Source organism: Candidatus Cyanaurora vandensis (assembly GCF_013285555.1).
In the GTDB taxonomy this organism is placed as follows: domain Bacteria; phylum Cyanobacteriota; class Cyanobacteriia; order Gloeobacterales; family Anthocerotibacteraceae; genus Cyanaurora; species Cyanaurora vandensis.
Genome location: NZ_JAAXLT010000060.1, coordinates 1 through 23491, shown reverse-complemented (window position 1 = coordinate 23491; position 23491 = coordinate 1). Strand labels below are relative to the sequence as shown.

The window sequence follows — 23491 nt, the reverse complement described above, 5'->3', positions numbered from 1 at the left end:
GGGTGGGAGCCGGGGTCGCCGAGGCTACCTCTGGCGTGAGCGACTCAGGCTTGACTGTCTTGGGCTGGGCGAGTTCGATACGCAAAGACCCCTCCTTAAAGGGATGACCGTTAAATTTTTCGATGAACTGATCGGCAGCTTCATCGGTGGTGACGGTTAAAAAGCCAAAACCCCGGCACTTCCCGGTTTTACGGTCGGTGATGAGCTTGAGCGAAACAATGTCATCGGAAGGCAAAAAAATGTCTTCTAATTCCTGGCGGACTACTGCCTCCGGTAGATTGCCAACGTACAAACGAATGGACATCAAAAACTCCTAACGCGACGGTTCAACATGACTAATTTCCATTAGCTTGCCAAAGCAGCTGTAATGAACATTGACCCAGGACACACCACCCTATTCTTGCCAAGACCAGTGGATCATCTGCCCAAGGGCTATGGATACCCACCTTACATCCGGGCCACACCCTCAGAGACGTGTCAACCACGTCCGCCACAATCCAAGGGTAACGTTTCATACCCATTTATGCTCAGATTTGGGGAGAAGATTGACAATGTAGCCCTGCCCAGCCGCCCGGTTTAGAATATCACAAGTTATCAGGAATGTGTACTCATTTACACCTTTTCGGGTACATTCTCACCTAACAAGCCGGCGGGTCGAAACAATAACACTACCACTAGCGTCACAAAGGCGAATACATCCTTCCACTCACTAGCGAAGTAGCCCGCCGCCAAGGATTCGAGGATACCTAACAACAACCCGCCCAGCATGGCTCCCGGAATATTGCCGATCCCCCCCAGAACCGCTGCGGTAAAAGCCTTGAGTCCCGCTTGAAAACCAATGAAAAAGTTAATGGATTTAAAGAATAAACCAAAGAGTAGCCCCGCCACAGCCCCCAGGATTGACCCCAGGATAAAAGTAATAATAATGATTTTCACTGTATTGATACCCATCAGTTGGGCGGCCTCCATGTCCTGAGCCGTTGCCCGCATCGCCTTGCCGAGCTTGGTGCGTTGGATGAGGAAGGTCAGGCCCGCCATCAGGACTACGCTTACCCCGATGATGACGACTTGAATTAATCGGACTTGGACCCCGCCAAAGTCCCAGACTAGATCTGGCAAGACCTCGGGCATTACTTGGTCCCGGCTCCCGGCAATCAGTCGCACGGCGTTTTGCAAAAAAATAGACATCCCCAAGGCCGTGATCAGCAGGGATAGACGGGGTAGACGGCGCGACTTGGATTTACGAGCGAGCCAACGGTACAACAACCACACCACCCCCGCACCCCCAATTCCCACCACTGGACCCAAGGCCCACTGCACCCCCACCAAGCTCCCGCGTAGAGCCTGAGCAAGCCAGTAAATCCCGGTTCCGGTCAGGGCGAGGAGGCCCGTCTCCAAAAGCGTCAGCGGTTCGGTTTTACTCAAAAGGGGGCGGTAGGCCAGCCGCTCGATACCCACCCCGACCAGACAACACACCAGCACCGCGACCACCAAGGCCAGCAGCAGAGCCAGATACCAGGGCAGACCTAGGGGCACGGTCAGGACCAAGACGCCGAGGGCGACGTAGGCCCCAATCATGACCACCTCGCCGTGGGCAAAGTTAATCAGTTCGAGGATGCCGTAGACCATGGTGTAACCCAGGGCAATCAGGGCGTACATGCTGCCGAGGGTGAGGCCATTGAGGAGTTGTTGCAGAAATTGGTCCATGGTTACATCATCACAATGAAAAGGAGTTGGTTGCTGTCGCCCGTCGGAGCTTGGACCCAGAGATATTTTTCCCCAGGCGGCGTTTTGGGGTCAATCTCAACGGTGATGGTCAGGGTATCAGCGGTGTGGACTACTTTTTGGCCTGAGGGGTTGCCCAGGGTACAGGTAATGCCTTTGGCAGGGCGAGTCCGTACTTGGTTGGCCGCGCTCAGGTTGCGTCCTTTGAGGTCCACAACCACGGTGTCGCCCTGGAAAACCGCGTCCGGGAACGTCAAGGGGTCAATGGCGGGCAGGGTGTTGAAAAGCGGACTGGACATGGAGTTGAAGATAACATACATCCCCCGGCTCCCCGGCCCTTTTCTGCTAAAGTCGAAACATGATCACGCGCCTTCTTCTTTTCTTCGCCCTCTGGCTGGTCCTGCCCGTCCAGGCGCAAAGTAACAACTTAACTATCCGCTCCGATGTGCAAGAAGCCAACTCCGGCACCGGCGTGGTAGTGGCCCGGGGAAATGTCCTGCTTGAATATCCCTCCCGTCAATTGACTGCCCGTGCTAAACAGGCGATTTATAACGGACGACAAGGAACAGTCTTACTCATCGGCAATGTGGTGGTAGACCAGCGCGACCGTGACCAACTTAGTGCTGAAAAAATTACCTATTATTTACGGGAAAATCGGCTCAAGGCCGAACCTCCCACGGGCCAACAGGTGACGGGGAGCTACAACATCAGCGAGGGCAGCAAGACCAATGCCACCTTCTCCTCTGATGTCCAAGAGGCGACGGCGGGGGTCGTGACTGCCACCGGGAATATCCGTTTTGAGTATCCGGCCCGTCAAATTATCGCCACCGCCCAAAAAGCAACCTTCAATAACAAAGAACGCACGGTGGTGATGCAGGGGAATGTCTCGGTCTTACAGCAGGGGGGCAACACGATCCAGGCTGAGTCCGTGACCTACGCCATTGATGAGAGCCGCTTTATCGCCGCGCCCACCACGGGCGGTCAGGTCCGTGCTACCTACACCCTGCCGCCCGAAACTAAGAGCCCGCCCCGTTAGTGTTAGAGGGCTAGTACGTAGGCATCGCGGATACCAGGCATGGACTTAATCTCCTTGAGGATGCCTTCGGGCAACGGGTCATCGAGGGAAACGACCATGACCGCTTCGCCCCGGACGACTTGACGGCCCACCTGCATCCCGCCGATGTTGACATTCTGGCTCCCCAGCAGGGAGCCGACCCGACCAATGATCCCCGGCATATCTTGATGGTTGGTCAAGAGCATGAACTGACTGGGGGCGACGTTGATGGGGAGACCGTCTACACAGGTAATCCGGGCTTCGCCTTCGCCCAAGAGGGTACCGGAGATCGAGCGGGGAATACCACTCGTTCGTGCTTCGAGGTACAACGACCCGGTGTAATCCTGCCCGGAACTATCACGGGTCTCGATGACATGGATGCCCCGTTCGCGGGCTTCAATCAGGGCGTTGACGTAGTTGACCCGTTCACGGAGCGCGGGGGTGAGTAGGCCCTTGAGCGCGGCGACCAGGAGGGGTTTGGCGTCTTTTTCAGCCAGGACGCCTTGCAAACGGATCTCTAGGGTGTCTACCCGGCCCCCAGCCAGTTGACCGACCAGCGAACCCAGGGTTTCTGCCAGGAGCAGGTAGGGTTTGAGTTGTTGCAGGATGTCGGGGTTGAGACCAGGGATGTTGACGGCGGACTTGGCAGGGAGACCCAGGAGGACATCGCGGATTTGTTCGGCAACATCAATGGCGACATTGGCTTGGGCTTCTTCGGTGGAGGCTCCCAGGTGCGGGGTCAGGATCACTTCCATGCCTAGGTCCCGTAAAAGGCTCTCTTTCAAAGGCTCTTGGGCAAAGACATCCAGGGCAGCCCCGGCGATCTGTTTACTTTTGAGAGCTTGATAGAGGGCATTTTCGTCTACGATGCCGCCCCGTGAGCAGTTGACAATGCGGCAGGAGGGCTTCATCTTCGCCAGGGTTTCCTGGTTGATGAGATGGGTGGTCTCGGGGGTTTTGGGTAAGTGGAGGGTGATGAAGTCGGCGTTGCGGATCAGGGTCTCTAGGTCTACGAGTTGGGCGTTCCACTGGCTGGCCCGCTCGGGCGAGATGTAGGGATCGTAGGCCAGGACGTTCATGCCGAGGGCACGGGCGACTTTGGCGACGTGAGAACCAATTTTGCCCAGGCCCAGAATGCCCAAGGTTTTTTGATAGAGTTCGACACCCAGGAACTTGGCGCGGGTCCATTCATTGGCGCGGACGGATTGGTCGGCCTGGGGGATGTGGCGGGCTAGGGCCATCATCAGGGCGAGGGTGTGTTCGGCGGCGGCGATGGTATTGCCGCCGGGTGAGTTGACGACGATGATGCCCCGGCGGGTGGCAGCGGGGACATCAATATTATCTACGCCGACTCCGGCTCGCCCAATAATTTTCAATCGGTCGCCGGCTTCAATCACCGCACTGGTGACTTTGGTTTCTGAACGTACCATCAGGGCGTCGTATTCGCCGATGCTGGCTAGCAATTTGTCCGGGGCTAGGTTGGTCAATACGTCTACGTGGGCGACCTGTTGCAGGATCTCAACGCCTACGGGGTCAACCGGGTCACTCACCAATACTCTCGCCATGTCTTTTCCCCAGGGTGATTTCGTTACGCATTTTACCATTTCGTCTAGGAGCTATCCGGTTTTCGACAAATAGGTGCTTGCGGGTGGGTTGCTGTGCTTTGGACTAGTTTGCTGGGATATGTGGGGGTTTTGCGCGTGTATCTTCGCTCTTCTGCCTTGGTCCCCCACCACGCCTGTGCCCGGTCAGGGTATGGGGCAGAGGGGCCTCTTGCGCTTATGCTGAGAAATACCGTGGATGCCTACCTATGACGAACCTGATTGACCGGATGCTTGAACCTAGTTTTTATCCCCACCCTGTCACGACGGTGCGTCTCGTACAGACCCATATTTCCTATGTGTTTTTGACGGGGACTCGGGCATACAAGGTGAAGAAGCCGGTTAATTTTGGCTTCTTGGATTTTTCGACGCTGGCGAAACGTCAGTTCTTTTGTGCGGAGGAGTTACGGCTGAACCAACGGCTGGCTCCAGACCTTTATGAAATGGTTCTGCCGATTACCGAGACGGACGGAGCCTATCAGCTAGATGGTACGGGGACGGTGGTGGAATATGCACTCAGGATGCGCGAGTTTAGCCAAGATTGTCTTTTTAGTAACCTCTTTGTCCGTGGGGAGGTGACGCTCGCCCACATGGAACAGTTGGGTCAGCAGATGGCGCGGTTTTATCGGGAGGCTGCTGTTAATGACCACATCCGTAGTTTCGGGGACCCGGCGGTGGCCCGTCAGCCGATTGATGATAATTACCAACAGACTGAGCGTTATATCGGGGTCGCTCAGACTCGCGAACAGTTCACCCAGACTAAGGCTTTCACTGACCAGATTTTTCAGGAACAGGCGGATCTACTCCAGGCGCGGGTGGCGGGCGACCGTTTCCGGGAGTGCCACGGCGATTTGCATTTGGGGAATATCTGTTTGTTGGACCAGCCGGTGGTCTTTGATTGCATCGAGTTTAATGAACCTTTCCGGTTTATTGATGTCCTCAGTGACATTGGTTTTCTAGTGATGGACTTGGTAGCGCGGGAGCGTCCGGACCTTGCCAATCGTTTTTTGAATACTTGTCTGGAATGGACCGGGGATTGGGCGGGGCTGCCTTTGTTGCCCCTGTACTTGAGCTACCGGGCCTATGTACGGGCAAAAGTCACATCTTTTTTATTGGATGATCCCGGTATCGGGGCTGAGCAAAAGGCCCAAGCCCAAACTCAGGCGGCGAACTACTATCGTCTCGCGTGGCAGTTTACCCAGCCCCAAACGCCTAAGCTCTATGTGATGCAAGGGTTATCGGGGAGTGGTAAATCTACGGTGGCGCGGGAATTGGCCCTCCGGACCCAGGCAATTCACCTGCGCTCTGATGCGGTGCGTAAACATTTGGCGGGCCATCCCCTCACGGAGAAACTGTCTACTGAGTTCTACACTGCTGAGTTCAGCCAGAAGACCTATCAACAAATGGCGGACTTGGCTGAACGCCTGTTAAAAAATGGGTTCTCCGTGATCCTGGATGCCAAGTATGACCGTCAAGTACAACGGGGGCCTATCCTCGCTCTTGCTGAGGAATTAGGGGTTACAGTACGAATTTTGGCCTGTCGCTGCAGGGAGGAGGTGTTGCGGACTCGGCTTGAGGCTCGCACGGGGGATATTGCCGATGCCGATGCCTCTCTCATTGCGGCGCAACAACAGGCCCAGGAGGATTTTAGTGAGGCTGAAGCTGACCGGGTGCTTTTCTTGAATACCCAAGCTCCGATTGTCTGGGACCTGTTGCCATGAGCGGGGAACCCAAGCCTCCTTAAAAAACGTATCCTCCTGTAGTGGCGAAGAGCAATCATGAAAGTCCGTAAGACCGAAGCTGAATGGAAGAAACTCCTCACCCCTGAACAATTTCAGGTTACGCGCAAGGCCGGGACCGAGCGGCCCTTCTCTGGGGCTTACCACAACCATCATCAAGAGGGGATTTATGGTTGTGTGTGTTGTGACACGGCCCTTTTCACCTCGAAAACTAAGTTTGAGTCGGGTACGGGCTGGCCTAGTTTTTGGGCACCATTTAAATCAGAAAATGTCGCGCTCAAGTCGGATTTTAGTTTCTTGATGCGACGGACTGAAGTGCAGTGTGCGGTCTGTGAAGCCCATCTGGGCCACATTTTTGATGATGGTCCCCGCCCGACCGGGAAACGCTACTGCATCAATTCTCTCGCCCTCAAGTTCAGTCGCCAGAATTTAGTGAGTTGGTTGGGGCGGGCGGTCCAGAGCCTATTGAGTTGAGGTAAAACCAGCATTCTTCCTAAAAACCCCCTAAAGGTATGCCGCGACTAGGAAGATCCCAATTAACGTGGGAGGACTGGGCTAAATAAAGCGATGACGCGTACCTTTGAATCCGCTTCGACTACCCCCTCGGTAGGGATGATCGTCCGCCAGGGTTGTTTCTTGATTGCGGGGACGACGATTTTTTTGATGGCGGTGGGCGGGATGACGCGGGTGATGGATGCGGGGCTGGCTTGCCCGGATTGGCCGCTTTGTTTTGGCAGCTTTTTGCCGGACCAGATGGATAGCACAATTTTTTGGGAATGGTTCCATCGCGTGATTGCCACGGTGGTCGGGGCGATGACCTTGGGACTGGCTGGGTTGAGTTGGTGGGGACGGAGAAGTCTGGATCGTTGGGTACCCTGGGCGGTGAGTCTGGCCTTGGTCCTCGTCCTTCTCCAAGGCGGATTGGGGGCTTTGACCGTGACGGAGTTGCTGCGCTTCGATATTGTGACGGCGCATCTGGGGACGGCGAGTTTATTTTTTGCAGTTCTGTTGACGATTGGCGTAGCGATGGGTCCGCGTCCTCAGTTGGCCCGGAGTGTGGGTGTACTCCCCTGGGTGGCTTTAGTTGCCGCGCTGATGACCTATTTACAACTGATCTTGGGCGGGTTAGTGGCGTCTCAATGGGCACTCCATCAATGTCTGGCGGATACCGCCCTCTGTCAGGTGATGCACAACCATCTCTGGGGCGTGATCCCCACGTTGTTACTGGTTGGTTTGGTGGTGGCGACGACTTGGCACAGTGTGGACTGGGGTTCCTCCGTGGTGGTCGGGGCGTTGACGGCCTTGGGGCTGGTCTGTGTGCAGGTGGGGTTGGGGATTGCCACTTACCTTTTGCAGTTGCAGGTCCCGCTTTTGACCGTGGCGCATTTGGTCGTGGGGGTTAGTTTATTTGCCAGTCTCGTGGTAATGACGGTCTTGAGCTTCCGGGTTGAGGTCGTGAAATTTTCATACAAGGATGGAGTCCGTGCAACAGGCTGATCTTAAGCTCGATTCATCTTGGCAAAACCGGGTTGCTGACTATGTGCAACTGACTAAGCCCCGGATCATTTCGCTCTTGCTCATCACGACGGCGGGGGCGATGTGGTTGGCGGGGCGGGGTCATGTGGACCCGGTGTTGCTCTTGACGACGATCTTGGGCGGGGCTTTGGCCGCCTGTAGTGCCAATACTTTTAACTGTGTGATTGACCGGGATATTGACCAACTGATGGAGCGCACCCGCAACCGTCCGCTCCCGGCGGGTCGTCTGCAACCGGGACCGGCGATTGTCTTCGGGGTGTTCTTGGCGGGGGCTTCCTTTGTAACCCTGGCAACTTTTGCCAATTTGCTCAGCGCGTTTTTAGCGCAGTTGGGGATTTTGTTCTATGTGCTGGTCTATTCGTTCTGGCTCAAGCGCACCACCCCGCAGAATATTGTGATTGGCGGGGCGGCGGGGGCCATTCCGCCCTTGGTGGGTTGGGCGGCGGTGACGGGGCGTCTGGATTGGTCGGCCTTGGCTCTATTTATGATTATTTTCCTCTGGACCCCGCCCCACTTCTGGGCTTTGGCGATGTTTATTGGCGAGGATTATCGTAAAGCCGGGGTCCCGATGCTGCCCGTTGTCGCGGGGAACCGGGCAACGACCCAACAGATGTTTTTTTATACGGTGGCAACGGTGGTTGTGACACTGTTACTTTTCCCCTTGGGCGTGACGGGTTGGGTTTATCTGGTCGGGGCCTTGGGTTTGGGGTTGGTGTTTATTCAGCGGATGGTGCGCTTGATGGGTCGGCCCGATGACCTAGAGGAAGCGCGGTCTTTGTTTCGATTCTCGATCTTTTATTTGATGTTGTTGTTTGTCACTATTGGGGTAGATAGCATCCGGTTTCTGTTGTGACTGCCATTGCCATTGACCATCTTCAAAAAAACTACGGTACCAAACCTGCTGTTGTGGACCTCTCGCTCAAGGTCGAGCCCGGTCAGATCTACGGTTTGCTGGGACCTAATGGTGCGGGTAAGACGACGACGATGCGCTGTCTGGCAACTTTGGAGCGGCCCGACGGGGGCGAGCTTTGGGTGGCGGGTATCTCTGTGCGCCAGTATCCCCGTGAAGTGCGGGCTTGTCTCGGCTATGTGGCCCAAGAAGTCGCGCAAGATAAGGTCCTCACGGGCCGTGAACTGCTGGAACTCCACGCTGACCTCTATCACCTGTCCCGCGCTGAGGGCCGCTTGCGGATTCAACGGATGCTGGAACTACTGGAGCTAAATGAGTATGCCACCGACTTAATTGGCTCCTATTCTGGGGGCATTAAAAAGCGGCTGGATATTGCCTGTGGACTTTTACATAATCCCCAGGTCTTACTGCTGGATGAACCGACGGTGGGGCTGGATATCAATACCCGGCTCAAGGTCTGGGCTTTTTTGAAGGGGTTGCGGTCCCAGGGGATTGCGGTTCTCCTGACCAGTCATTATTTAGAGGAAATAGATGTCTTGGCGGATCGCGTGGCGATTATTGACCAGGGCCGGGTCTTGGCTGAGGGCACCCCGGACCAACTCAAGACCCGGGTGGGCGGCGACCGGATTACGGTCCGGCTCCAGGAATTTACCCCTCTTGAACTTGCGACGCGAGGGATTGCATTACTTCAGGGTGTGGATTTTGTCCGAGAAGTCGTCCTCAACCGGACCCAGGGTAATGCTTTGAATCTGGTTGTCACCTCCCCCGAGCAAGCCTTAGCCCGCCTGGAGAGCTACCTCAAAGCTCAGGGCCTCCCGGTTTTCAGCATTGGTCAATCCCGTCCTAGTCTGGATGATGTCTTCCTCATTACTACTGGGCAATCGCTCCAGGACGCACAAATGGCCCAGGTTGAAATCACCGCTCAAACTCGGAAAAAAAAGTAGGCGGCGGCGGGTACTATGGGGCGGTTTCCAATGATCCCCACCATGGCTGAACCGGCTACCCCCTCCCATCTGGTCTGCCCGACCGTCCATGGGTTAGTGACTTGGACCTACCGCCAGCCGTCCCATGTAGTTTATTGGCAAGACCAACCGCTAAATAGTGCGAGTTTTACCCAAGCCCTTGCCCGCGCTAGTCAAAACCATGCCCAGCCCCGAGTGGCGGAATATTTTTTTGCCCACGGGGTCTGTTGGTCCATCACCCCGAGTACAGAAATTGCGGGTCGTGATTTAGTTGCTGGCCCAGTCCTAGACCTGATTGCCGCTGACCTCCTGGCAATCCTCGTCACTGCTCTCATTGAAACCTCAGCGCGGGTCGTCCGGGATTGGCCCGACCAAATTGCTCAACCACCTGAATCCGAAATCATTCCCAATGAGGCTCCTTGGCTGAGTGATTACGTGGGCCGACAACGGCTCTTACCTGTGTTGGGTTGGTCTTTGTGTCGTTATGAGGACTATCACGGGTTGCGGGTCTGGCTAGAGGAACAAGCTCAGGCTACTTGGCCCACGGTGCAATGCTTTCACCGCGCTCCCCACCGGGTTGCTGATCCTGGTTTGCGGCTGACGCTCAATCTCCTGGGTTACCCCGCCACAGTGGGCGACCAGGACCCCCGGCTCACGCTGACGGGTCTTCAGCATCACCCGGATAGCCCCGACCTTGCCCTAGCTCAAACTATTCTCATTGCCGACGTGGGTGAGGTTCCTTTTATCTTGACCCAGGAACCCGGACAGCCTCCTAAACCCGGTTTGCCCCTCTTAATCATCACGAACCCGACCGCCCTACATACCGATCGCCTCTGGGTCAACCTAATCGCCCGTCGTCTCTATCAGACCGGTGATATTTACGATTATTTATTGGAATCCGCTGCTGAGGACAGCCTAGACCGCCCCAAACTCGCCGCCCACCTCACCCTTCAACTCGCTGCTGCCTTCTATCCCGAACAGGAGGGGATTTATCAGCAATACTTCACCCTGACGAACCTCGAAGACGAACTGCTCACAATTCACGACCGGATAGCTCATGTACTTTTTGAACTCGAAGACCTAGACTTACCCAGTTTCCGAGAGAGCCTGCGTCAACTGCGGACGATGCGCGGCTGGATCATGGGGCTACAAAAAACCCTACATCAACAGCGGGGACTGCCTCCCTGGTAGGAATTGCAAGGGTTACAGTCGCCCCCTACCCCCAGCTCCTCCCCCACGAGCAGGGTAGGGGAGCAAGCATAAGAACTTTACTTCTGCCGTTTTCGCCTTGGTCCCCCACCACGCGGGGCGGAGGGACTTTCAGTACAACTCGTACTTGAGCAAGGTACAGGGCAAGGAACCGTTGTAGACCGGGAGGCGTTGGGCGGTCCTGAGGCCGACCTGTTTAGCCAGTTCTCGATTCCCGGTCAAGATAAAGGCGGTCCAGCCCTTAAAACGTTGTTTAAAGATATCGCCCAAGGTGCGGTAAAGCTCACCTAGGACTTGAGCATCCCCCAACCGTTCGCCATAGGGGGGATTACAGAGGAGGACTCCGGTGGGTGCGGGGGCTTCTAATTCATCCAGAGCCGTCAAGGTGAAGGGGATATGGGGAGCGAGTCCGGCGCGTTGGGCATTGGCGCGGGCCGTGATCAAGGCCAAGGGATCATGGTCACTCCCCAGAATGGGGGCCGGAAGGTCAGCCAGTTCTTGGTCTTGGGCCGCTGTCTGTAAACGCTGCCACAACTGGGGGTCAAAGTCGGGCCAATTACAGAACCCATGGGCACGTAGACCAGGGGCCATCCGCAACGCCTTCAACCCCGCCTCTAAGGGGAGAGTCCCCGCGCCACACAACGGGTCCAAAAAAACCTGTCCGGGTTGCCAGCCCGCGAGATCCAATAGAGCCGCCGCCAGGGTCTCCTTGAGCGGCGCAATCCCGACGGCAGTACGATAACCCCGGCGGTGCAGACTCTCCCCGGAACTATCCAGGCTCAATACAGCCCGGTCTTGATGTAAGTGGAGATTGACCCGGAGATCCGGTTTTTGGGCGTCCACACTGGAGCGTTGCCCGGATTGGGTGCGTTGCTGGTCCACAATCGCGTTTTTGACCTGGAGTGCGCTGAAATGGGTGTGGTTGAGGCTAGTATTGGCCCCGCCGGTACAATCCACCGCCAGGGTATGACCGGGGGAGAGGTGGTCAGCCCAGGGAATTTGTTGAACTTCTCGATAGAGCGTCTCGCGGTCAGGACAGATAAATTCACGCAGAGGCACCAACACCCGGAAGGCCAACCGGGACCACAGGTTCACTCGGTAGAGCAGGGCTTGGTCCCCGCTGAAGTGGACCCCGGCAAAGTCCGGCTTAACGTCAGTGGCCCCGAGGGCGGTCAACTCCTGGGCCAAGACAGGCTCTAGGCCCCGTGCCACGGTAGCGAAATAAGGTTTCATCAATTAGTCGCCGGGGTCTGCTTGGGTTCTCTCACCATAGCTGGGATTGACGGCGTGAATTGGCCTGCAATTTCTGTAAGCGGGGTCTTGGGCTATTGTGATAGCAGCAGCGGGGGTATACGATGACGGACCTAGTGAGGTATACGATGACGGACCTAGTGAGCCTGATGACCAAGGGCTGGTTTGTAGTCCCCTCGGTCTTAGTTATCCTGACTGCTTTTTATCTAGTCGGGAATCGCAACTCGACCCGGGCCAAGGCTCTCCAGGAGAGTGAGGAACGTTTTCGCAATCTCGTCCAATATTCCTCTGACATTATTACTATCCTCGAAAGTAACGGTAATATCCGTTACGTGAGTCCTTCGAGTCAACGGATTCTCGGTTACGCGCCCGAGGAACTGATTGGCAAAAATGGGTTTCTCTACCTCCATCCTCAAGACATCCCAACGGTGCGCGCTAAGGTCAGTCAGACGATTCAGCAACCGGGGGTCGCCGTGCCGATCGAGTTTCGGTTTCGGCATCAAGACGGATCTTGGATAGATATTGAGGCAATCAGTAACAATCTATTGCAGGAATCCAATATCCGGGGTGTCGTCGTCAATTCGCGGGATGTGAGCGACCGCAAACGGGTCGAGGCTGAACGTGCCCACCTACTCTTGGAAGAACAACGGTTACGCACTCAGGCAGAGGAGGCCCGCCAAGCAGCCGAGACCGCGAATCGTCTCAAAGATGATTTTTTAGCTATAGTCTCCCATGAGTTACGCACCCCCCTCAATGCCATGCTGGGCTGGACCCAGATCCTCCAGCGCGGCAAACTCGACCCCCCGGCTACCCAACGGGCCCTCGATACGATTGAGCGCAATGCCAAATTACAAAACCAACTCATCGAAGATATCCTCGATGTCTCGCGCATCATTGCTGGAAAACTACGGTTAGAGCCCGTCCCTGTAGATGTAGGGGTGCCGCTGGAATTGGCCCTAGGTACGGTACGACCCACTGCCCTGGCTAAATCTATCCACCTGGATTGGCAATGGACCCCGACCACCCATCGAGTCTGGGGGGATGCCAACCGTCTCCAGCAGATCTTCTGGAACCTCCTGAGTAACGCCATCAAGTTCACACCCTCCGGGGGCACGGTCACGGTCCAACTGTGTTACCATGCTACCCAGGTTCAAATTACGATTGTTGACACGGGTATTGGGATTGAGCCGACTTTCTTGCCCTACGTCTTCGAGCGGTTCCGGCAGGCTGAGAGTAATACAACTCATCAGCAGGAGGGGCTGGGATTGGGACTCGCCATTGTCCGTAATCTAGTGGAGTCCCACGGCGGCAGGGTCCAAGCTTTCAGTTTGGGGCTAGACCAGGGTACGGCTTTTACTGTGACCTTGCCACTGACAACCCTGGCGGAGTGGCAGCACCTTACAACTGAAGAACGCAAACTAGTCTTGCCGAGGACGGAAATACACGATTTCAGCTACCCTGGGTGAAATTGAGCAGCCATTATGTTTTTTGGGGACCCGCCGGACTTGACTAAAGCTACCTTTATTGCTCCTAACGCCACGGTTCTTGGTCGGGTCACAGTCCAGGCGGGAGTCAGCATTTGGTACGGTGCCGTGGTCCGGGCGGATGTGGAGCGCATTGCTCTCGGTCGGTTAGTAAATATTCAGGACGGGGCCATCCTCCACGGTGATCCCGGACTCATTACCCAATTGGGCGACCATGTTACGGTGGGCCATCGGGCAGTCATTCACTCCGCCATCGTGGGTACGGGCTCGCTGATTGGGATTGGGGCCATTCTTTTGAGTGGAGTGACGCTGGGGGAGGGTTGCATCGTGGCGGCGGTGGCGGTGGTCACAAAATCCGCATCTGCCCACAGTCTCTTGATGGGGGTACCAGCGCGGGTAATCCGCAGTGTCACCATGGCCCAAGCCGCTGAGCTCATTCACCATGCCGAGCAATACCACCAACTCGCCCTCGCCCACGCTCGTTTATTGACAACGTAAACGGGTGGTCTGACCCAGCGATTATGCTCGGTTTGACGCCGACTCGCTTTAGTCGCCAGAAGCTAGTTTCAAAAATACCTATGTACTGTTTTTTTAGGCCGACCCCCTTAGCTCACTGTCCGCCCACGAGGAGGTCACGGATTCGCAGACTCGGCCCGCCGCAGCCCACCGCCAGCCCACTCTGCCCGCCTTTACCACAACCCCCGGATTCATCCCAAAAGAAATCTGACCCGATCCACTCAATGTCCGCTAGGGTCTCAAAGACGTTTCCCGACAGATTCACATCCCGCACCGCTTGGGTAAGCTCGCCTTGCTCAATCAGCCAACTCTGACCAGCGGCAAAGGTAAACATCTCGCCATTGGTCATCCCCCCTAGCCAATTGACACAGAGTAAACCCCGCTCAATCCCCGCTAAAGCACCACTGCTCGCGTAGTAGGCGCGGATGTTCTCGGGTTGGACGGGTAAGGACGTATTGACCGGGGGCGTGAGGGGGTCCGTGTGGCTCGGGGCGATCCAGGTGTTGGTCATGCGGACTAAGGAGGGGTAATGGTAGTCCAGACAACGGGCGTTCCCCGTGGGTGCTTCTTCTAAATGTCCGGCGGTCTCTCGTGAATGTAAACGTCCAACTAACTCGCCGTCTCGAATCAAGGGGGTGAGACGGGCGGGGGTGCCTTCATCGTCAAAATGATAACTACCCCGGTGTCCGGGAGGGGCCGCGCCATCTAGAATGTGCAGTCCTTTAGGACCGAAACGACGGCCTAGGCTCATCGTCTCTAACAGGTCCGGGTTCTCGTAAACCGTATCGGCTTCCGACAGATGCCCAAAGGCTTCGTGGACAAACAGGCCACTTAAAATCGGGTCAATTACCACGGTGTAGACCCCGCCTTGGACCCCAGGTAAGTCCAATGCCTGCACCGCCCTTCCTGCCGCCGCCTGCACTTGGGCTTCATAACCCAACAGGTCTGCAAACCCCCGTCTTGAACCCAGCGTCTCGCGCCCGGTCTGGACTTGATTTCCTGATGTAGCCAGAGCCGCAAAGCGCATCTCCAGGTCTACCCACGCCTGACTGAGGACGCTGCCTTCGGAGGTGACGAGGGTGACCTGCTGCCAGCTATCCCCGTAGCGCACGCTGGTGCTAGTAATGCGGGGGTGATGCTTGAGCAGGAGGTGGTTATAGGTTTGGCAGAGGGCTAATTTCTCTTCTAGGGGAATTTGGCGGGGGTCCGTGCAACCGCGATCCAGTCCGTAATGGGCGATTTGCGGAGTGACGGGAGCGAGAATAGTCGTCTCCTGACCGACTAAGCGGGCACCCCGGATGGCCTGTTCGACACACTGGGTTAGTTGGTCCACGCGATTACAGGAGGCAAACCCCCAACCACCGCGATAACAGGCCCGCACCTGCCCGCCCTGAGCCGAAATTTCGCTACAGGTCTCCTGAAGTTCACGGGAGAGGACGATATCGGTCCCTTGGGCTTCTTCCCAACGAATCAGCAAAAAATCTACCTGGGACTGGTAACGGCGCACGAGGTCTTGGAGTTGGTTGGGGTCCATGTCAGGCTGGTAGTGGTAATTCGATTATCACCCAAGCTCCCAGCCGGTTCAGACCATGCCCCACTACGCGCAACTGTTGGACAACTTACAAAACTCCGGGATTCGCCTGGGTTTGGAACGGATGCAGGGATTGATGGCCCGTCTGGGTCAGCCCCAAATGCGGGTGCCCTGTGTCCATGTGGCGGGAACTAATGGCAAGGGGTCTACCTGTGCTTTTGTCAGTCAAATCTGGCAAGAGGCGGGCTACCGCATTGGTCGTTATACTTCGCCGCATCTTGTGGATTGGCGCGAACGCATTACCGTCAATGGACGACCCATTCCCGCCCATGACCTAGACCGGGTGTTAACGGATATCGCGCCCCACGCAACTCAAGCGGACGCATCCCAGTTTGAATACCTGACTACCGCTGCTTTCCTCTATTTCGCTGAACTGGACTTGGATGGCATGGTCTTGGAAGTGGGTCTGGGGGGCCGTCTGGATGCGACAAACATAGTCCAGCCCCTCGTCACTGCCATTACCAGCATCGGCTTGGACCACTGCAATCTCCTAGGCGACACCCTAGAACAAATTGCCCGAGAAAAAGCGGGTATCTTCAAGCCCGGTGTCCCCGTAATTTCCGCCACCCTGCCTGCCACTGCTCTGGGTGTAATTCAAACCATCGCCCGTGAAAAAAACGCTCCTCTCACTGTAGTTCCCCCAGCAACCCGACACGGCACGACCTACACAGCCTACGGTGTCACCTATACCCCCAGTCTCCCCGGCGCAATCCAAGCCCAAAACAGCGCGGTCGCCCTCGGCCTTGTCCAAGAACTCGTCGCCCAGGGTTGGCGGATTCCACTGATTGCACAACAACGGGGTCTGGAGCGTGCCCATTGGCCCGGACGGTACCAACAAATTACTGCCTACGGAAAAACAATTTTTTTGGACGGTGCCCACAATGCCGAGGGAGCCGCTGCCCTCCGTGAATTCGTCACGGCTCGGGGCGGTCCCGTGAGTTGGATCGTAGGGATGCTCAAAACTAAGGACAGCACGAGTGTCCTGGGGCACCTATTACGGTCTGGGGATGAGTTCTTTGCTGTCCCTGTGCTGGATGCGTCGGGCTTTGACCCAGGGATTCTGGTAGAGCAAGCCCGCGTCCTTGTCCCCGACTTAGCTCTGAGTGCAGCTTGCCCGGATATTCCCACCGCCCTAGCCAAAGTTCAGCATCCCGTCGTCCTCTGTGGGTCGCTCTATCTGATTGGCGATTTCTTGGCAAGCCTGGGCTATACGCCGGAACAGCTTTATTCTTCGGCGGGGGCTTCGGCTTCTTCCTTGACGGGGTAATAGAAACTACCGCGCTCCGTCAGGATGGATTTACCCAGGGCGAGGGCTTTTTCGGCGGTGACGACAGCTTTGCGCTGCCAGTGTGCCCGTCGCTGGTTGCGCTTGGTATTAGAAGTCTTCTTTTTCGGTTGGGCCATGGTCTTGAACTCAATTAGCAAACTTTCCCACGATATCATAAAGAGCGTGTCTAATTCACTGCCACTCTTAGTCATCGTCGGTCCCACGGCTACGGGTAAGACCGCGCTCGCTATCGCTTTGGCACAACGGCTGGATACCGAAATCCTGTCGGCGGATTCACGGCAGGTGTACCGGGGAATGGATATCGGCACGGCTAAGCCTACTCTGGCGGAGCGGGCGGGCGTGATTCACCACTTAATCGACCTGTGTACACTGGACCAGACCTACACGGTTGCCCAGTACCAAACTGCTGCTCGTGACCTGGTAGCAAAGCTCCATGGACAGGGGCGTACCCCCATCTTGGCTGGGGGGACGGGGCTTTATATCCAAGCGGTGACGGCAGGGCTAGTTATCCCACCCGTGCCCCCGGCTCCTGCATTACGGGCAGGTCTAGAACCGCTCTCGGCCCCAGAACTCCACAACAAACTCCAGGGACTCGATCCACAGCGGGCGACTCAAATTCATCCCCAGGACCGGGTGCGACTCCTGCGGGCACTAGAAATCTATTTAACCTTGGGCTACTCGCCCCCGCGTCGGGTGGAGCCGCCCCCCTATCCCGTGCTGACTGTGGGTCTCGATTATCTGGACCCAGATGGTTATACCCAGCGTCTCCAGACCCGTACCGAGGCCATGCTGGCCCAGGGCTGGCTCACCGAACTCCGGCAACTCCAAGAAATGTACAGCCCTACCCACCCCCTGCTCAAAACCTTGGGTTACGAACAGATGGGAGCCTATCTTGCGGGTCAGGTCTCTGAAAGGGCGGCAATCCAGGAGACTGTCCTCAGAACCCGTCAGTACGCCAAACGCCAACGCACTTGGTTTCGCCGCAATCTCATGACCCACTGGTTCGACACGGCCCACCAATCTTTAGATGAAGTTGTGGCGCGAGTCCAACAACTGCTTGTGCTTCCTTAGCCACAAGCGATCCCTCTAAATCCCCCTTGTCAAGGGGGACTTTAAGAGCTTGTTGAGCCAGAGCAACTTAATCAGACTCTTTGTCCCCCTTGACAAGGGGGACTAGGGGGATCGCCTCTGCCTTCAACTACTCAACCTGATAGTGACCAAATTGGCGGCAGTGGTATAAGTGTGATACACCTAGTCAACGTCCAATTTACGCTAGAGACCAGGACATGATCTTCCTCAAAGCCACTTGCAAACATGGAAACATCATTCTTGATGAAACACTCCTTGCTGAACTAGAGGGCAGACAACTTCATGTTTTAGTTCAAGAAATTCCTCCTGACCTAAAGACATCAAAACGTCGTCAGCGTGGTAGTGCCAAAGGTTTGCTCAGTATCGCTCCTGATTTTGATGCGCCGCTAGATGATTTTCGCGATTATGTAAAATGAGAATATTATTGGGAAATTGCCATTAAGGTTGGCTTGGGTAAACTTGATATTCCTGATGTATTTGAGCAATTTATTCCCCAGCAAATTTTAGAGAACGAAATTGAAGTATTACCCATTTCCTTAAAGCATCTAAGTCTAATTACAAGTCTTCCCTTCTATCACCGTAACCCGTTTGACCGCCTACTAATTGCTCAAGCACTAACTGAAGGGCTTCCCATTGTTAGCGCAGACATCGTATTTGACAAGTATGCCGTTGAACGAAGATGGTGAATCGTTCATTCTTTCTATCATGGATCGGGGTAGGGCGGGTTTCAAACCCGCCCGCGTACTACAGGGGAAGCCCAAGTAACGGTATTCATGTCAGCGGAAGGGCCTTTCAGAAGACGGTAGGCAAGAGATTAGCCGCTACGTAATTGATCCCATCCATGAACCAGATGGCATTCTCCCCAGTCACCCGGTTGTACCAGAGGATGTCGGTTCTGAAGTCCCCATTGAAGTCCCCGGCTCCCGCGATCTCCCAGTTCAAGTCGAGGACCGAGAGGATAAAGGTGCTGTTCACAAAACTAGCCCCGTCCATAAACCAGACCGCATTCTCCCCAGTCGCCCGGTTGCGCCAGAGGATATCGGCCTTCCTATCGCTATTGAAGTCCCCCGCGCCACCAATCTCCCAGTTGAGATCGTTCACGCCCAAGAGGTCCGTGGTGCTGAGGTAGGTCCCGTTGTTCAAAATCCAGACTGAGTTAGCTCCGTTGACCCGGTTGCGCCAGAGGAGATCCGGTTGAAAGTCACTGTTGAAGTCCCCCGTACCGACAATTTCCCAATCCAAGTCCACCACATTGGGTAGGAACGTTGCGCCGAAGAAAACAGGACCCGCCATACGCCAGACCGCATTCTCGCCGGTAGCTCGGTTGCGCCAAAAAATGTACTGTGTGGTGAGATTGGGAAGATCAGTGGGTGTGATGTCCACCGTTCCACCCACTACCCAGTCGAGGTCGGTAACGCCGAGGACAGCCGCTGCACCCTGGTAGGTTCCCTGGTCTAAGACCCAGACTGCATTCTCACCCGTGACTTGGTTACGCCATAGGATATCGGCAGGTCCGTACCTATTGATAATAGAAATACCCGGCGGCGAGATAAATTCACTGTAGTTACCTCCAAAAGCCGCTGCCCCCACACTCTGCCACTGGAGCGTATTTACTTTAAAGTTAAACGCGCTCGTGCCAGTGCCTTGAGTAGTGGTAATAGTAAGCGGCCCGGAGGTGGCCCCCGTCGGAACTGTGGCGGTGAGTTGCGTATCCGAGAGGACGGTGAAGGGGATAGGGGTACCGTTCAAAGTAACTTGACTCGCTCCGGTGAAATTGGCTCCCGTCAAGGTCAAGCTCTCCCCCGCATAGCCTTTACCAGGAAGGACATCTTGAAGGATGGGGCGTTGAGCCAAGCGCACCCCAAAGGCGAGAAACTGGGTGAACTGGGTCGGGCTGAAATTGTTATCACTGACGATAATCAACGAACGGCGACCATCGCTTAAATTGGGTCCAAAGGTCAAGCCCTCCAAGTTATCTAAGGTAATCCCGAGGGTGTTTAAATCCAGGACCAAGCGTTTACGAACTGGGGTGATGTTGTTGAGTTCGGTGGTGCTGAGACTGGCGTTCCCACTGATGTCGGTGGCAGGGGTAAGGGAGATTTCAAAGAGTTTGACTGAATTACCGACTCCCGTGGAGAAGGACCGTTCTAAGGCTAAAAAAGTCCCTTCGTCATCCACTGCCAATAACTCCACTAAGCCGCTAGTGCTGAAGGTCCCGGCGGGTATGGGCGGTTGGGCGACGGGTTCGGTGCGATAGAGAAACTCACGCTCGGGCTGCCCGGTGGTCAGGTTGAAGCGCAAAATCCGGGATAGCCCGCCGCTGGTCGGGGTGTTAGTGGGTCCATCTTGAACGAGTGCATTCTCTGTCGCCGTGTAGAGTCCAGTTTGGTCCGGGGTCAGGGTCAAGCTCTCAAAGGCCAAATTATTGCGGATACCGACGGTCGTGGGAACGGGTCCCCCGGGCAAGAACTTGGTAGGAATGGGTAAAACTTGGGTCTGGAGTCCCGCCAGGGTGAAACGGTTGACGAAGGGATTGAGAATCTGGTTAGTGCTGACTTCCCCTTCCGACGAGATAAAGAGCGTGCCGTTGGTCAAGGCAATCCCCTCCGGGTCAATGCTATTAGCGGCGAAGGGTTGTCCACTGCCATTGAGGAGGGTCGTGACCCCGGTGAAGACTACATTGCTGTTGTTGAGGGTGCCCGTGCTGAGGTCAATGGTGAGGGTGTAGTAACGGGCCGGGTTAATCACGCTCCGGTCATCGGCAATGCTGTAATAAAGATTTTGGCTGCTGTCGTAGGTAATCCCCGAGAGTCCGCCCACCTGGGTATTATTGTAGAGTGTGCCCGTGGGAAAAGTCGCCTGACCGAGATAACTAATCTCAGTCACGGTACTGGGCGCGGCTTGGACTGACCCGAGAAATAAAGTAGCGAACACCAGAAGCCATTTTTTCATTGACTTGTCCTAAACTGTCCGTTTGATTGTACAGACGCAACCCTAAGCTCAGGTTAACAGCGGGCATGATTCGTCTATTCCTCCCTGCCTGATACACTGAGTTCGATGGGAAGGCAGAGGTCATGATCCAAGCAGGGGAAAAAGTACGAATTCGACGGATTCAAGACGGACTGGTGGGAGGTCGCGTGGCGCAAAAAGTGGGTGAGGTCGGGATCGTCCGGGGGCAACGGATTGCCGATGGTTACGGTTTTGGCTATGTGGTGGAATTCCAGGATGGCCTGCGTAATTGGTTTTTCGCTGATGAAGTCGAAGCCATTTGAGGAAAGTCCGTGGATCTCAACGGCCAAGACTTAGCCCGTCTCGTGGCAAACCGCGTGGATGGACTCTCACAACAGCTAGCTACCGCCGCCCTCCAAGCCGCCCTAGACGAGATTGCCCAGACCCTGACCCAGGGCGGTAAAGTCCGTCTGCAAGAGTTCGGGACTTTCTCGAGTCGCCATCGCTTGGGCCGTCGTATCTTGCACCCGCGCACTCGTGAACCCCTGGACCTCCCGGCGCGTTGTGTCCCCATTTTTGTCCCCGCTTCCTCTCTCTGCGCCCGTGTGGCAGGACCACTGTAACCATGTCGAAAACCTTAGCTTTTTTGGGACTAGATGGTTTACGAGAACAAGCCTTGACCCTCGCCAGTGCCCGCACTGCCGCCCGCGCTGGGATGAAAGTCCTTTGGGTGGGTCAACAGGCCGCTGACCTGGGTACGGGCTGGCTCCAACAAACTGCAAATTCTGCCAAGGGCGACCCGGTGGAGGTCGAGCCGAATCTTTGGGTGACTCAAGCCCGGACGACGGACTTCTTGGAGCGTAACTGGAACCGGATTCGGGCTCTCGAAGCGGAATATTTACGTACGCCATTTTTCAATAATGTCTATGGTCAGGAGTTGGGTGTCCTGCCGGGACTCGATGAGTTATTTCTGTTGTTGGCCCTGCGCGATTGGGACCAGCAGTACGACTTGATGGTGTTGAGTCTGAGTTCCAACCAGTCATTATTGCGGTTGTTGGCGGCCCCGGACCAGTTGAGTTGGTATACCCGCCGCTTCCAGGACGCCTTCCGCAATTCGCCGGTCTCCCTGGCCTTGATGCCCTTTTGGGAACCACTCAGCCGCGCGATTTTTGCGGGTACGCTCAGTACCAGCCAAGTCGGTCAAAAGGGCGGCGAACTCAATAGTCTGCTCCAACGTGCTCAACAGGCTGCCCGTAAACAGGTCATGCTATTTCTGGTCACGGACGATGACCCGTTACGGGTGCGACAGGCCCAACGGCTCTGGGGCAGCGCGGAACTCTACGAACTTCAAGTAGTCGGGGTTTTAGGCATGGGTCTTGATCCCACGGGCTTTGATCCCCTGCCGACGACAACACTGGGGGTGCCCCAGGACTGGACGACTTGGACGGTTCCAGATTTCAGTCAATTCCCGACCCGTGCGCCCGGGCTTGCGGTAGATAGTCGGTTGTTGACGGTACGGGTTTTCTTGCCCGGTTTTGAGAAACGCGAAATCGAACTGAGCCAAGATGGTCCCGAGTTGACCCTGCGGGTGGCAGACCAACGGCGCAACTTGGTTCTCCCGGAAGCCTTCCGGGGCCGCCGGGTCCGGGGCGCGAAGTTTATGGATGGGGCACTCTTAATCAGTTTCGGCTAGCTCCTCGGGTGGCTGTGTGATGACTGTTGCGCCGGGTCAAACTATTGCTGGACGGTACCGCCTGACGCGCTTCATTGGCGGGGGCGGGATGGGCCGCGTCTACATGGCCCAGGATTTACGGCTTGCCCAAAAGACCGTCGCCGTCAAAGTTCTCGCCCCCGCGCTCTTGGGTAGTGAACTCAACCAGGAATTGCGCCAACGTTTCGAGCGTGAGGCTCAACTCAGTGCAATTTTAGGCGGACATCCCCGGATTATTCAGGTCACGGACTACGGGATTGAGCAGGACCAGCCCTACTTGGTGATGGAATTTTTGGCGGGGCGCAACTTGGGGGAGGTCCTCCGTGCTGAGGGTCCCCTGACGGCACCCCGAGTCGTCCAGTTGGCCCTCCAGATTGCCGGAGGACTCCACTACGCCCACGAGATGCGGACCCAACTGGGGGAAAGGACCGTTACCGGGGTGATCCACCGCGACATCAAGCCAGGGAATTTACTATTAGTCCCCGAGGCTGCCCTGGGCGAGACGATTAAAATTCTCGATTTCGGGATTGCCAAGGCCCTCAGCGCAGTTACGCTTGGGGCGACCACCAGCTTTATCGGTTCCCTAGAGTATGCTTCTCCTGAGCAGTTGCGCGGCGAAGCCTTGGACCGTCGTTCGGATATCTACTCCCTAGGCTTGGTCCTCTACGAACTGCTGAGCGGCGAACGGCCCCTTGCAGTAGACACCAACACCTTCCCCGCTTGGTATCAAGCCCACAACTTTACGCCGCCCCGCCTGCTCACTACGCCTCTACCCGCTGCCCTAGTCGCGGTGGTGATGGCTTGTCTTGCCAAGGACCCCGCTGACCGCCCTGCTGATTTACAGCTAGTCAGCACCCGATTGGCAGCCAGCCTCGG

General features: G+C 56.0%; 25 protein-coding genes. 17 read left to right on the top strand and 8 right to left on the bottom strand.

The window, feature by feature from the left end:
• The 3 genes from HFM78_RS04060 to HFM78_RS04050 form a co-directional block, all read right to left on the bottom strand.
• The coding region (locus HFM78_RS04060) for an RNA recognition motif domain-containing protein (RefSeq protein WP_396034875.1) at nucleotides 1-304 on the bottom strand (304 nt) is incomplete at its 3' end.
• 308 nt (nucleotides 305-612) lie between these two features.
• On the bottom strand, nucleotides 613-1707 hold the full coding sequence (locus HFM78_RS04055) for a branched-chain amino acid ABC transporter permease (protein WP_287128142.1): 1095 nt from the start codon (nucleotides 1705-1707) through the stop codon (nucleotides 613-615).
• Nucleotides 1708-1709: 2 nt separating this feature from the next.
• The gene (locus HFM78_RS04050; protein WP_287128141.1) at nucleotides 1710-2045 is read right to left on the bottom strand and encodes a hypothetical protein; all 336 of its coding nucleotides are present in this window, start codon (nucleotides 2043-2045) and stop codon (nucleotides 1710-1712) included.
• A gap of 38 nt (nucleotides 2046-2083) precedes the next feature.
• On the opposite strand from HFM78_RS04050, the gene HFM78_RS04045 reads away from it, so the two are divergent.
• Nucleotides 2084-2761: an LptA/OstA family protein gene (locus HFM78_RS04045; RefSeq protein ID WP_287128140.1), complete on the top strand. Its 678-nt coding sequence runs from the start codon at nucleotides 2084-2086 to the stop codon at nucleotides 2759-2761.
• Nucleotides 2762-2763: 2 nt separating this feature from the next.
• Here the strand turns inward: HFM78_RS04045 and serA are convergent, their stop codons facing one another.
• Complete coding sequence (gene serA / locus HFM78_RS04040) at nucleotides 2764-4344, bottom strand: phosphoglycerate dehydrogenase (RefSeq protein ID WP_287128139.1); 1581 nt, start codon at nucleotides 4342-4344, stop codon at nucleotides 2764-2766.
• A gap of 245 nt (nucleotides 4345-4589) precedes the next feature.
• Here serA and HFM78_RS04035 point away from each other — a divergent pair, with 245 nt between their 5' ends.
• The 6 genes from HFM78_RS04035 to HFM78_RS04010 all read left to right on the top strand — a co-directional run bounded on the left by HFM78_RS04035 (nucleotide 4590) and on the right by HFM78_RS04010 (nucleotide 10718).
• Nucleotides 4590-6101 (top strand): bifunctional aminoglycoside phosphotransferase/ATP-binding protein, encoded by a 1512-nt coding sequence (locus HFM78_RS04035; protein ID WP_287128138.1) that lies wholly within the window; start codon nucleotides 4590-4592, stop codon nucleotides 6099-6101.
• A gap of 57 nt (nucleotides 6102-6158) precedes the next feature.
• Complete coding sequence (msrB, locus tag HFM78_RS04030; RefSeq protein ID WP_287128137.1) at nucleotides 6159-6593, top strand: peptide-methionine (R)-S-oxide reductase MsrB; 435 nt, start codon at nucleotides 6159-6161, stop codon at nucleotides 6591-6593.
• 93 nt (nucleotides 6594-6686) lie between these two features.
• A complete protein-coding gene (locus tag HFM78_RS04025; RefSeq protein WP_287128136.1) occupies nucleotides 6687-7616 on the top strand; it encodes a heme A synthase in 930 nt (309 codons plus the stop codon).
• Nucleotides 7603-8508: a heme o synthase gene (locus HFM78_RS04020; protein ID WP_287128135.1), complete on the top strand. Its 906-nt coding sequence runs from the start codon at nucleotides 7603-7605 to the stop codon at nucleotides 8506-8508. Before HFM78_RS04025 ends, HFM78_RS04020 begins: the two co-directional genes overlap by 14 nt.
• On the top strand, nucleotides 8505-9509 hold the full coding sequence (locus HFM78_RS04015; protein ID WP_287128134.1) for an ATP-binding cassette domain-containing protein: 1005 nt from the start codon (nucleotides 8505-8507) through the stop codon (nucleotides 9507-9509). Before HFM78_RS04020 ends, HFM78_RS04015 begins: the two co-directional genes overlap by 4 nt.
• Before the next feature lie 42 nt (nucleotides 9510-9551).
• Nucleotides 9552-10718, top strand: a complete 1167-nt coding sequence (locus HFM78_RS04010) for a hypothetical protein (protein ID WP_287128133.1) — start codon at nucleotides 9552-9554, stop codon at nucleotides 10716-10718.
• Between the two features lie 129 nt (nucleotides 10719-10847).
• Here the strand turns inward: HFM78_RS04010 and HFM78_RS04005 are convergent, their stop codons facing one another.
• Complete coding sequence (locus HFM78_RS04005) at nucleotides 10848-11969, bottom strand: class I SAM-dependent RNA methyltransferase (RefSeq protein WP_287128143.1); 1122 nt, start codon at nucleotides 11967-11969, stop codon at nucleotides 10848-10850.
• 122 nt (nucleotides 11970-12091) lie between these two features.
• On the opposite strand from HFM78_RS04005, the gene HFM78_RS04000 reads away from it, so the two are divergent.
• Both HFM78_RS04000 and HFM78_RS03995 read left to right on the top strand, forming a co-directional pair.
• Nucleotides 12092-13453 carry a PAS domain-containing sensor histidine kinase gene (locus tag HFM78_RS04000; RefSeq protein ID WP_287128132.1) on the top strand — a complete coding sequence of 454 codons (1362 nt, stop codon included), beginning with the start codon at nucleotides 12092-12094 and terminating at the stop codon, nucleotides 13451-13453.
• A gap of 15 nt (nucleotides 13454-13468) precedes the next feature.
• Entirely contained in the window at nucleotides 13469-13969 is a 501-nt protein-coding gene (locus HFM78_RS03995; protein WP_287128131.1) for a gamma carbonic anhydrase family protein, read from the top strand.
• A gap of 112 nt (nucleotides 13970-14081) precedes the next feature.
• On the opposite strand, the gene HFM78_RS03990 is transcribed toward HFM78_RS03995, so the two are convergent.
• Nucleotides 14082-15521, bottom strand: coding sequence for a TldD/PmbA family protein (locus HFM78_RS03990; RefSeq protein WP_287128130.1), 1440 nt, complete (start codon nucleotides 15519-15521; stop codon nucleotides 14082-14084).
• A gap of 55 nt (nucleotides 15522-15576) precedes the next feature.
• Here HFM78_RS03990 and HFM78_RS03985 point away from each other — a divergent pair, with 55 nt between their 5' ends.
• A complete protein-coding gene (locus tag HFM78_RS03985; protein ID WP_287128129.1) occupies nucleotides 15577-16845 on the top strand; it encodes a folylpolyglutamate synthase/dihydrofolate synthase family protein in 1269 nt (422 codons plus the stop codon).
• Here the strand turns inward: HFM78_RS03985 and rpmF are convergent.
• The gene (gene rpmF, locus HFM78_RS03980) at nucleotides 16803-16982 is read right to left on the bottom strand and encodes a 50S ribosomal protein L32 (protein WP_287128128.1); all 180 of its coding nucleotides are present in this window, start codon (nucleotides 16980-16982) and stop codon (nucleotides 16803-16805) included. The two genes, HFM78_RS03985 and rpmF, sit on opposite strands and share 43 nt — an antisense overlap.
• A 46-nt stretch (nucleotides 16983-17028) precedes the next feature.
• On the opposite strand from rpmF, the gene miaA reads away from it, so the two are divergent.
• The 3 genes from miaA (at nucleotide 17029) to HFM78_RS03965 (ending at nucleotide 18641) form a co-directional block, all read left to right on the top strand.
• Nucleotides 17029-17937, top strand: a complete 909-nt coding sequence (gene miaA, locus HFM78_RS03975) for a tRNA (adenosine(37)-N6)-dimethylallyltransferase MiaA (RefSeq protein WP_287128127.1) — start codon at nucleotides 17029-17031, stop codon at nucleotides 17935-17937.
• Between the two features lie 215 nt (nucleotides 17938-18152).
• Nucleotides 18153-18371, top strand: a complete 219-nt coding sequence (locus tag HFM78_RS03970; protein ID WP_287128126.1) for a DUF2281 domain-containing protein — start codon at nucleotides 18153-18155, stop codon at nucleotides 18369-18371.
• Between the two features lie 33 nt (nucleotides 18372-18404).
• A complete protein-coding gene (locus HFM78_RS03965) occupies nucleotides 18405-18641 on the top strand; it encodes a type II toxin-antitoxin system VapC family toxin (protein ID WP_287128125.1) in 237 nt (78 codons plus the stop codon).
• A 106-nt stretch (nucleotides 18642-18747) separates the two neighbouring features.
• On the opposite strand, the gene HFM78_RS03960 is transcribed toward HFM78_RS03965, so the two are convergent.
• Nucleotides 18748-20907 carry an esterase-like activity of phytase family protein gene (locus HFM78_RS03960; RefSeq protein WP_287128124.1) on the bottom strand — a complete coding sequence of 720 codons (2160 nt, stop codon included), beginning with the start codon at nucleotides 20905-20907 and terminating at the stop codon, nucleotides 18748-18750.
• Between the two features lie 122 nt (nucleotides 20908-21029).
• Here HFM78_RS03960 and HFM78_RS03955 point away from each other — a divergent pair, with 122 nt between their 5' ends.
• The 4 genes from HFM78_RS03955 to HFM78_RS03940 all read left to right on the top strand — a co-directional run.
• The gene (locus tag HFM78_RS03955) at nucleotides 21030-21227 is read left to right on the top strand and encodes a cytochrome b6f subunit family protein (protein WP_287128123.1); all 198 of its coding nucleotides are present in this window, start codon (nucleotides 21030-21032) and stop codon (nucleotides 21225-21227) included.
• 9 nt (nucleotides 21228-21236) lie between these two features.
• Nucleotides 21237-21527: an HU family DNA-binding protein gene (locus tag HFM78_RS03950; protein WP_287128122.1), complete on the top strand. Its 291-nt coding sequence runs from the start codon at nucleotides 21237-21239 to the stop codon at nucleotides 21525-21527.
• A gap of 2 nt (nucleotides 21528-21529) precedes the next feature.
• Nucleotides 21530-22597 (top strand): ArsA-related P-loop ATPase, encoded by a 1068-nt coding sequence (locus tag HFM78_RS03945; RefSeq protein ID WP_287128121.1) that lies wholly within the window; start codon nucleotides 21530-21532, stop codon nucleotides 22595-22597.
• A gap of 19 nt (nucleotides 22598-22616) precedes the next feature.
• A partial coding sequence (locus tag HFM78_RS03940; RefSeq protein WP_287128120.1) for a serine/threonine-protein kinase occupies nucleotides 22617-23491 on the top strand: 875 nt, incomplete at its 3' end.

What these genes read in the sequence shown, in the direction of transcription:
- HFM78_RS03955 (WP_287128123.1), top strand. Translation starts at nt 21,030, where the DNA reads ATGATCCAAGCAGGGGAAAAAGTACGAATTCGACGGATTCAAGACGGA.
- rpmF (WP_287128128.1), bottom strand. Translation starts at nt 16,982, where the DNA reads ATGGCCCAACCGAAAAAGAAGACTTCTAATACCAAGCGCAACCAGCGA.
- HFM78_RS04055 (WP_287128142.1), bottom strand. Translation starts at nt 1,707, where the DNA reads ATGGACCAATTTCTGCAACAACTCCTCAATGGCCTCACCCTCGGCAGC.
- HFM78_RS03960 (WP_287128124.1), bottom strand. Translation starts at nt 20,907, where the DNA reads ATGAAAAAATGGCTTCTGGTGTTCGCTACTTTATTTCTCGGGTCAGTC.
- HFM78_RS03970 (WP_287128126.1), top strand. Translation starts at nt 18,153, where the DNA reads ATGATCTTCCTCAAAGCCACTTGCAAACATGGAAACATCATTCTTGAT.
- HFM78_RS04050 (WP_287128141.1), bottom strand. Translation starts at nt 2,045, where the DNA reads ATGTATGTTATCTTCAACTCCATGTCCAGTCCGCTTTTCAACACCCTG.
- HFM78_RS04005 (WP_287128143.1), bottom strand. Translation starts at nt 11,969, where the DNA reads ATGAAACCTTATTTCGCTACCGTGGCACGGGGCCTAGAGCCTGTCTTG.
- HFM78_RS03985 (WP_287128129.1), top strand. Translation starts at nt 15,577, where the DNA reads ATGCCCCACTACGCGCAACTGTTGGACAACTTACAAAACTCCGGGATT.
- HFM78_RS04010 (WP_287128133.1), top strand. Translation starts at nt 9,552, where the DNA reads ATGGCTGAACCGGCTACCCCCTCCCATCTGGTCTGCCCGACCGTCCAT.
- HFM78_RS04035 (WP_287128138.1), top strand. Translation starts at nt 4,590, where the DNA reads ATGACGAACCTGATTGACCGGATGCTTGAACCTAGTTTTTATCCCCAC.
- HFM78_RS04045 (WP_287128140.1), top strand. Translation starts at nt 2,084, where the DNA reads ATGATCACGCGCCTTCTTCTTTTCTTCGCCCTCTGGCTGGTCCTGCCC.
- HFM78_RS04025 (WP_287128136.1), top strand. Translation starts at nt 6,687, where the DNA reads ATGACGCGTACCTTTGAATCCGCTTCGACTACCCCCTCGGTAGGGATG.
- HFM78_RS03990 (WP_287128130.1), bottom strand. Translation starts at nt 15,521, where the DNA reads ATGGACCCCAACCAACTCCAAGACCTCGTGCGCCGTTACCAGTCCCAG.
- HFM78_RS04000 (WP_287128132.1), top strand. Translation starts at nt 12,092, where the DNA reads ATGACGGACCTAGTGAGGTATACGATGACGGACCTAGTGAGCCTGATG.
- HFM78_RS03995 (WP_287128131.1), top strand. Translation starts at nt 13,469, where the DNA reads ATGTTTTTTGGGGACCCGCCGGACTTGACTAAAGCTACCTTTATTGCT.
- msrB (WP_287128137.1), top strand. Translation starts at nt 6,159, where the DNA reads ATGAAAGTCCGTAAGACCGAAGCTGAATGGAAGAAACTCCTCACCCCT.
- HFM78_RS03945 (WP_287128121.1), top strand. Translation starts at nt 21,530, where the DNA reads ATGTCGAAAACCTTAGCTTTTTTGGGACTAGATGGTTTACGAGAACAA.
- serA (WP_287128139.1), bottom strand. Translation starts at nt 4,344, where the DNA reads ATGGCGAGAGTATTGGTGAGTGACCCGGTTGACCCCGTAGGCGTTGAG.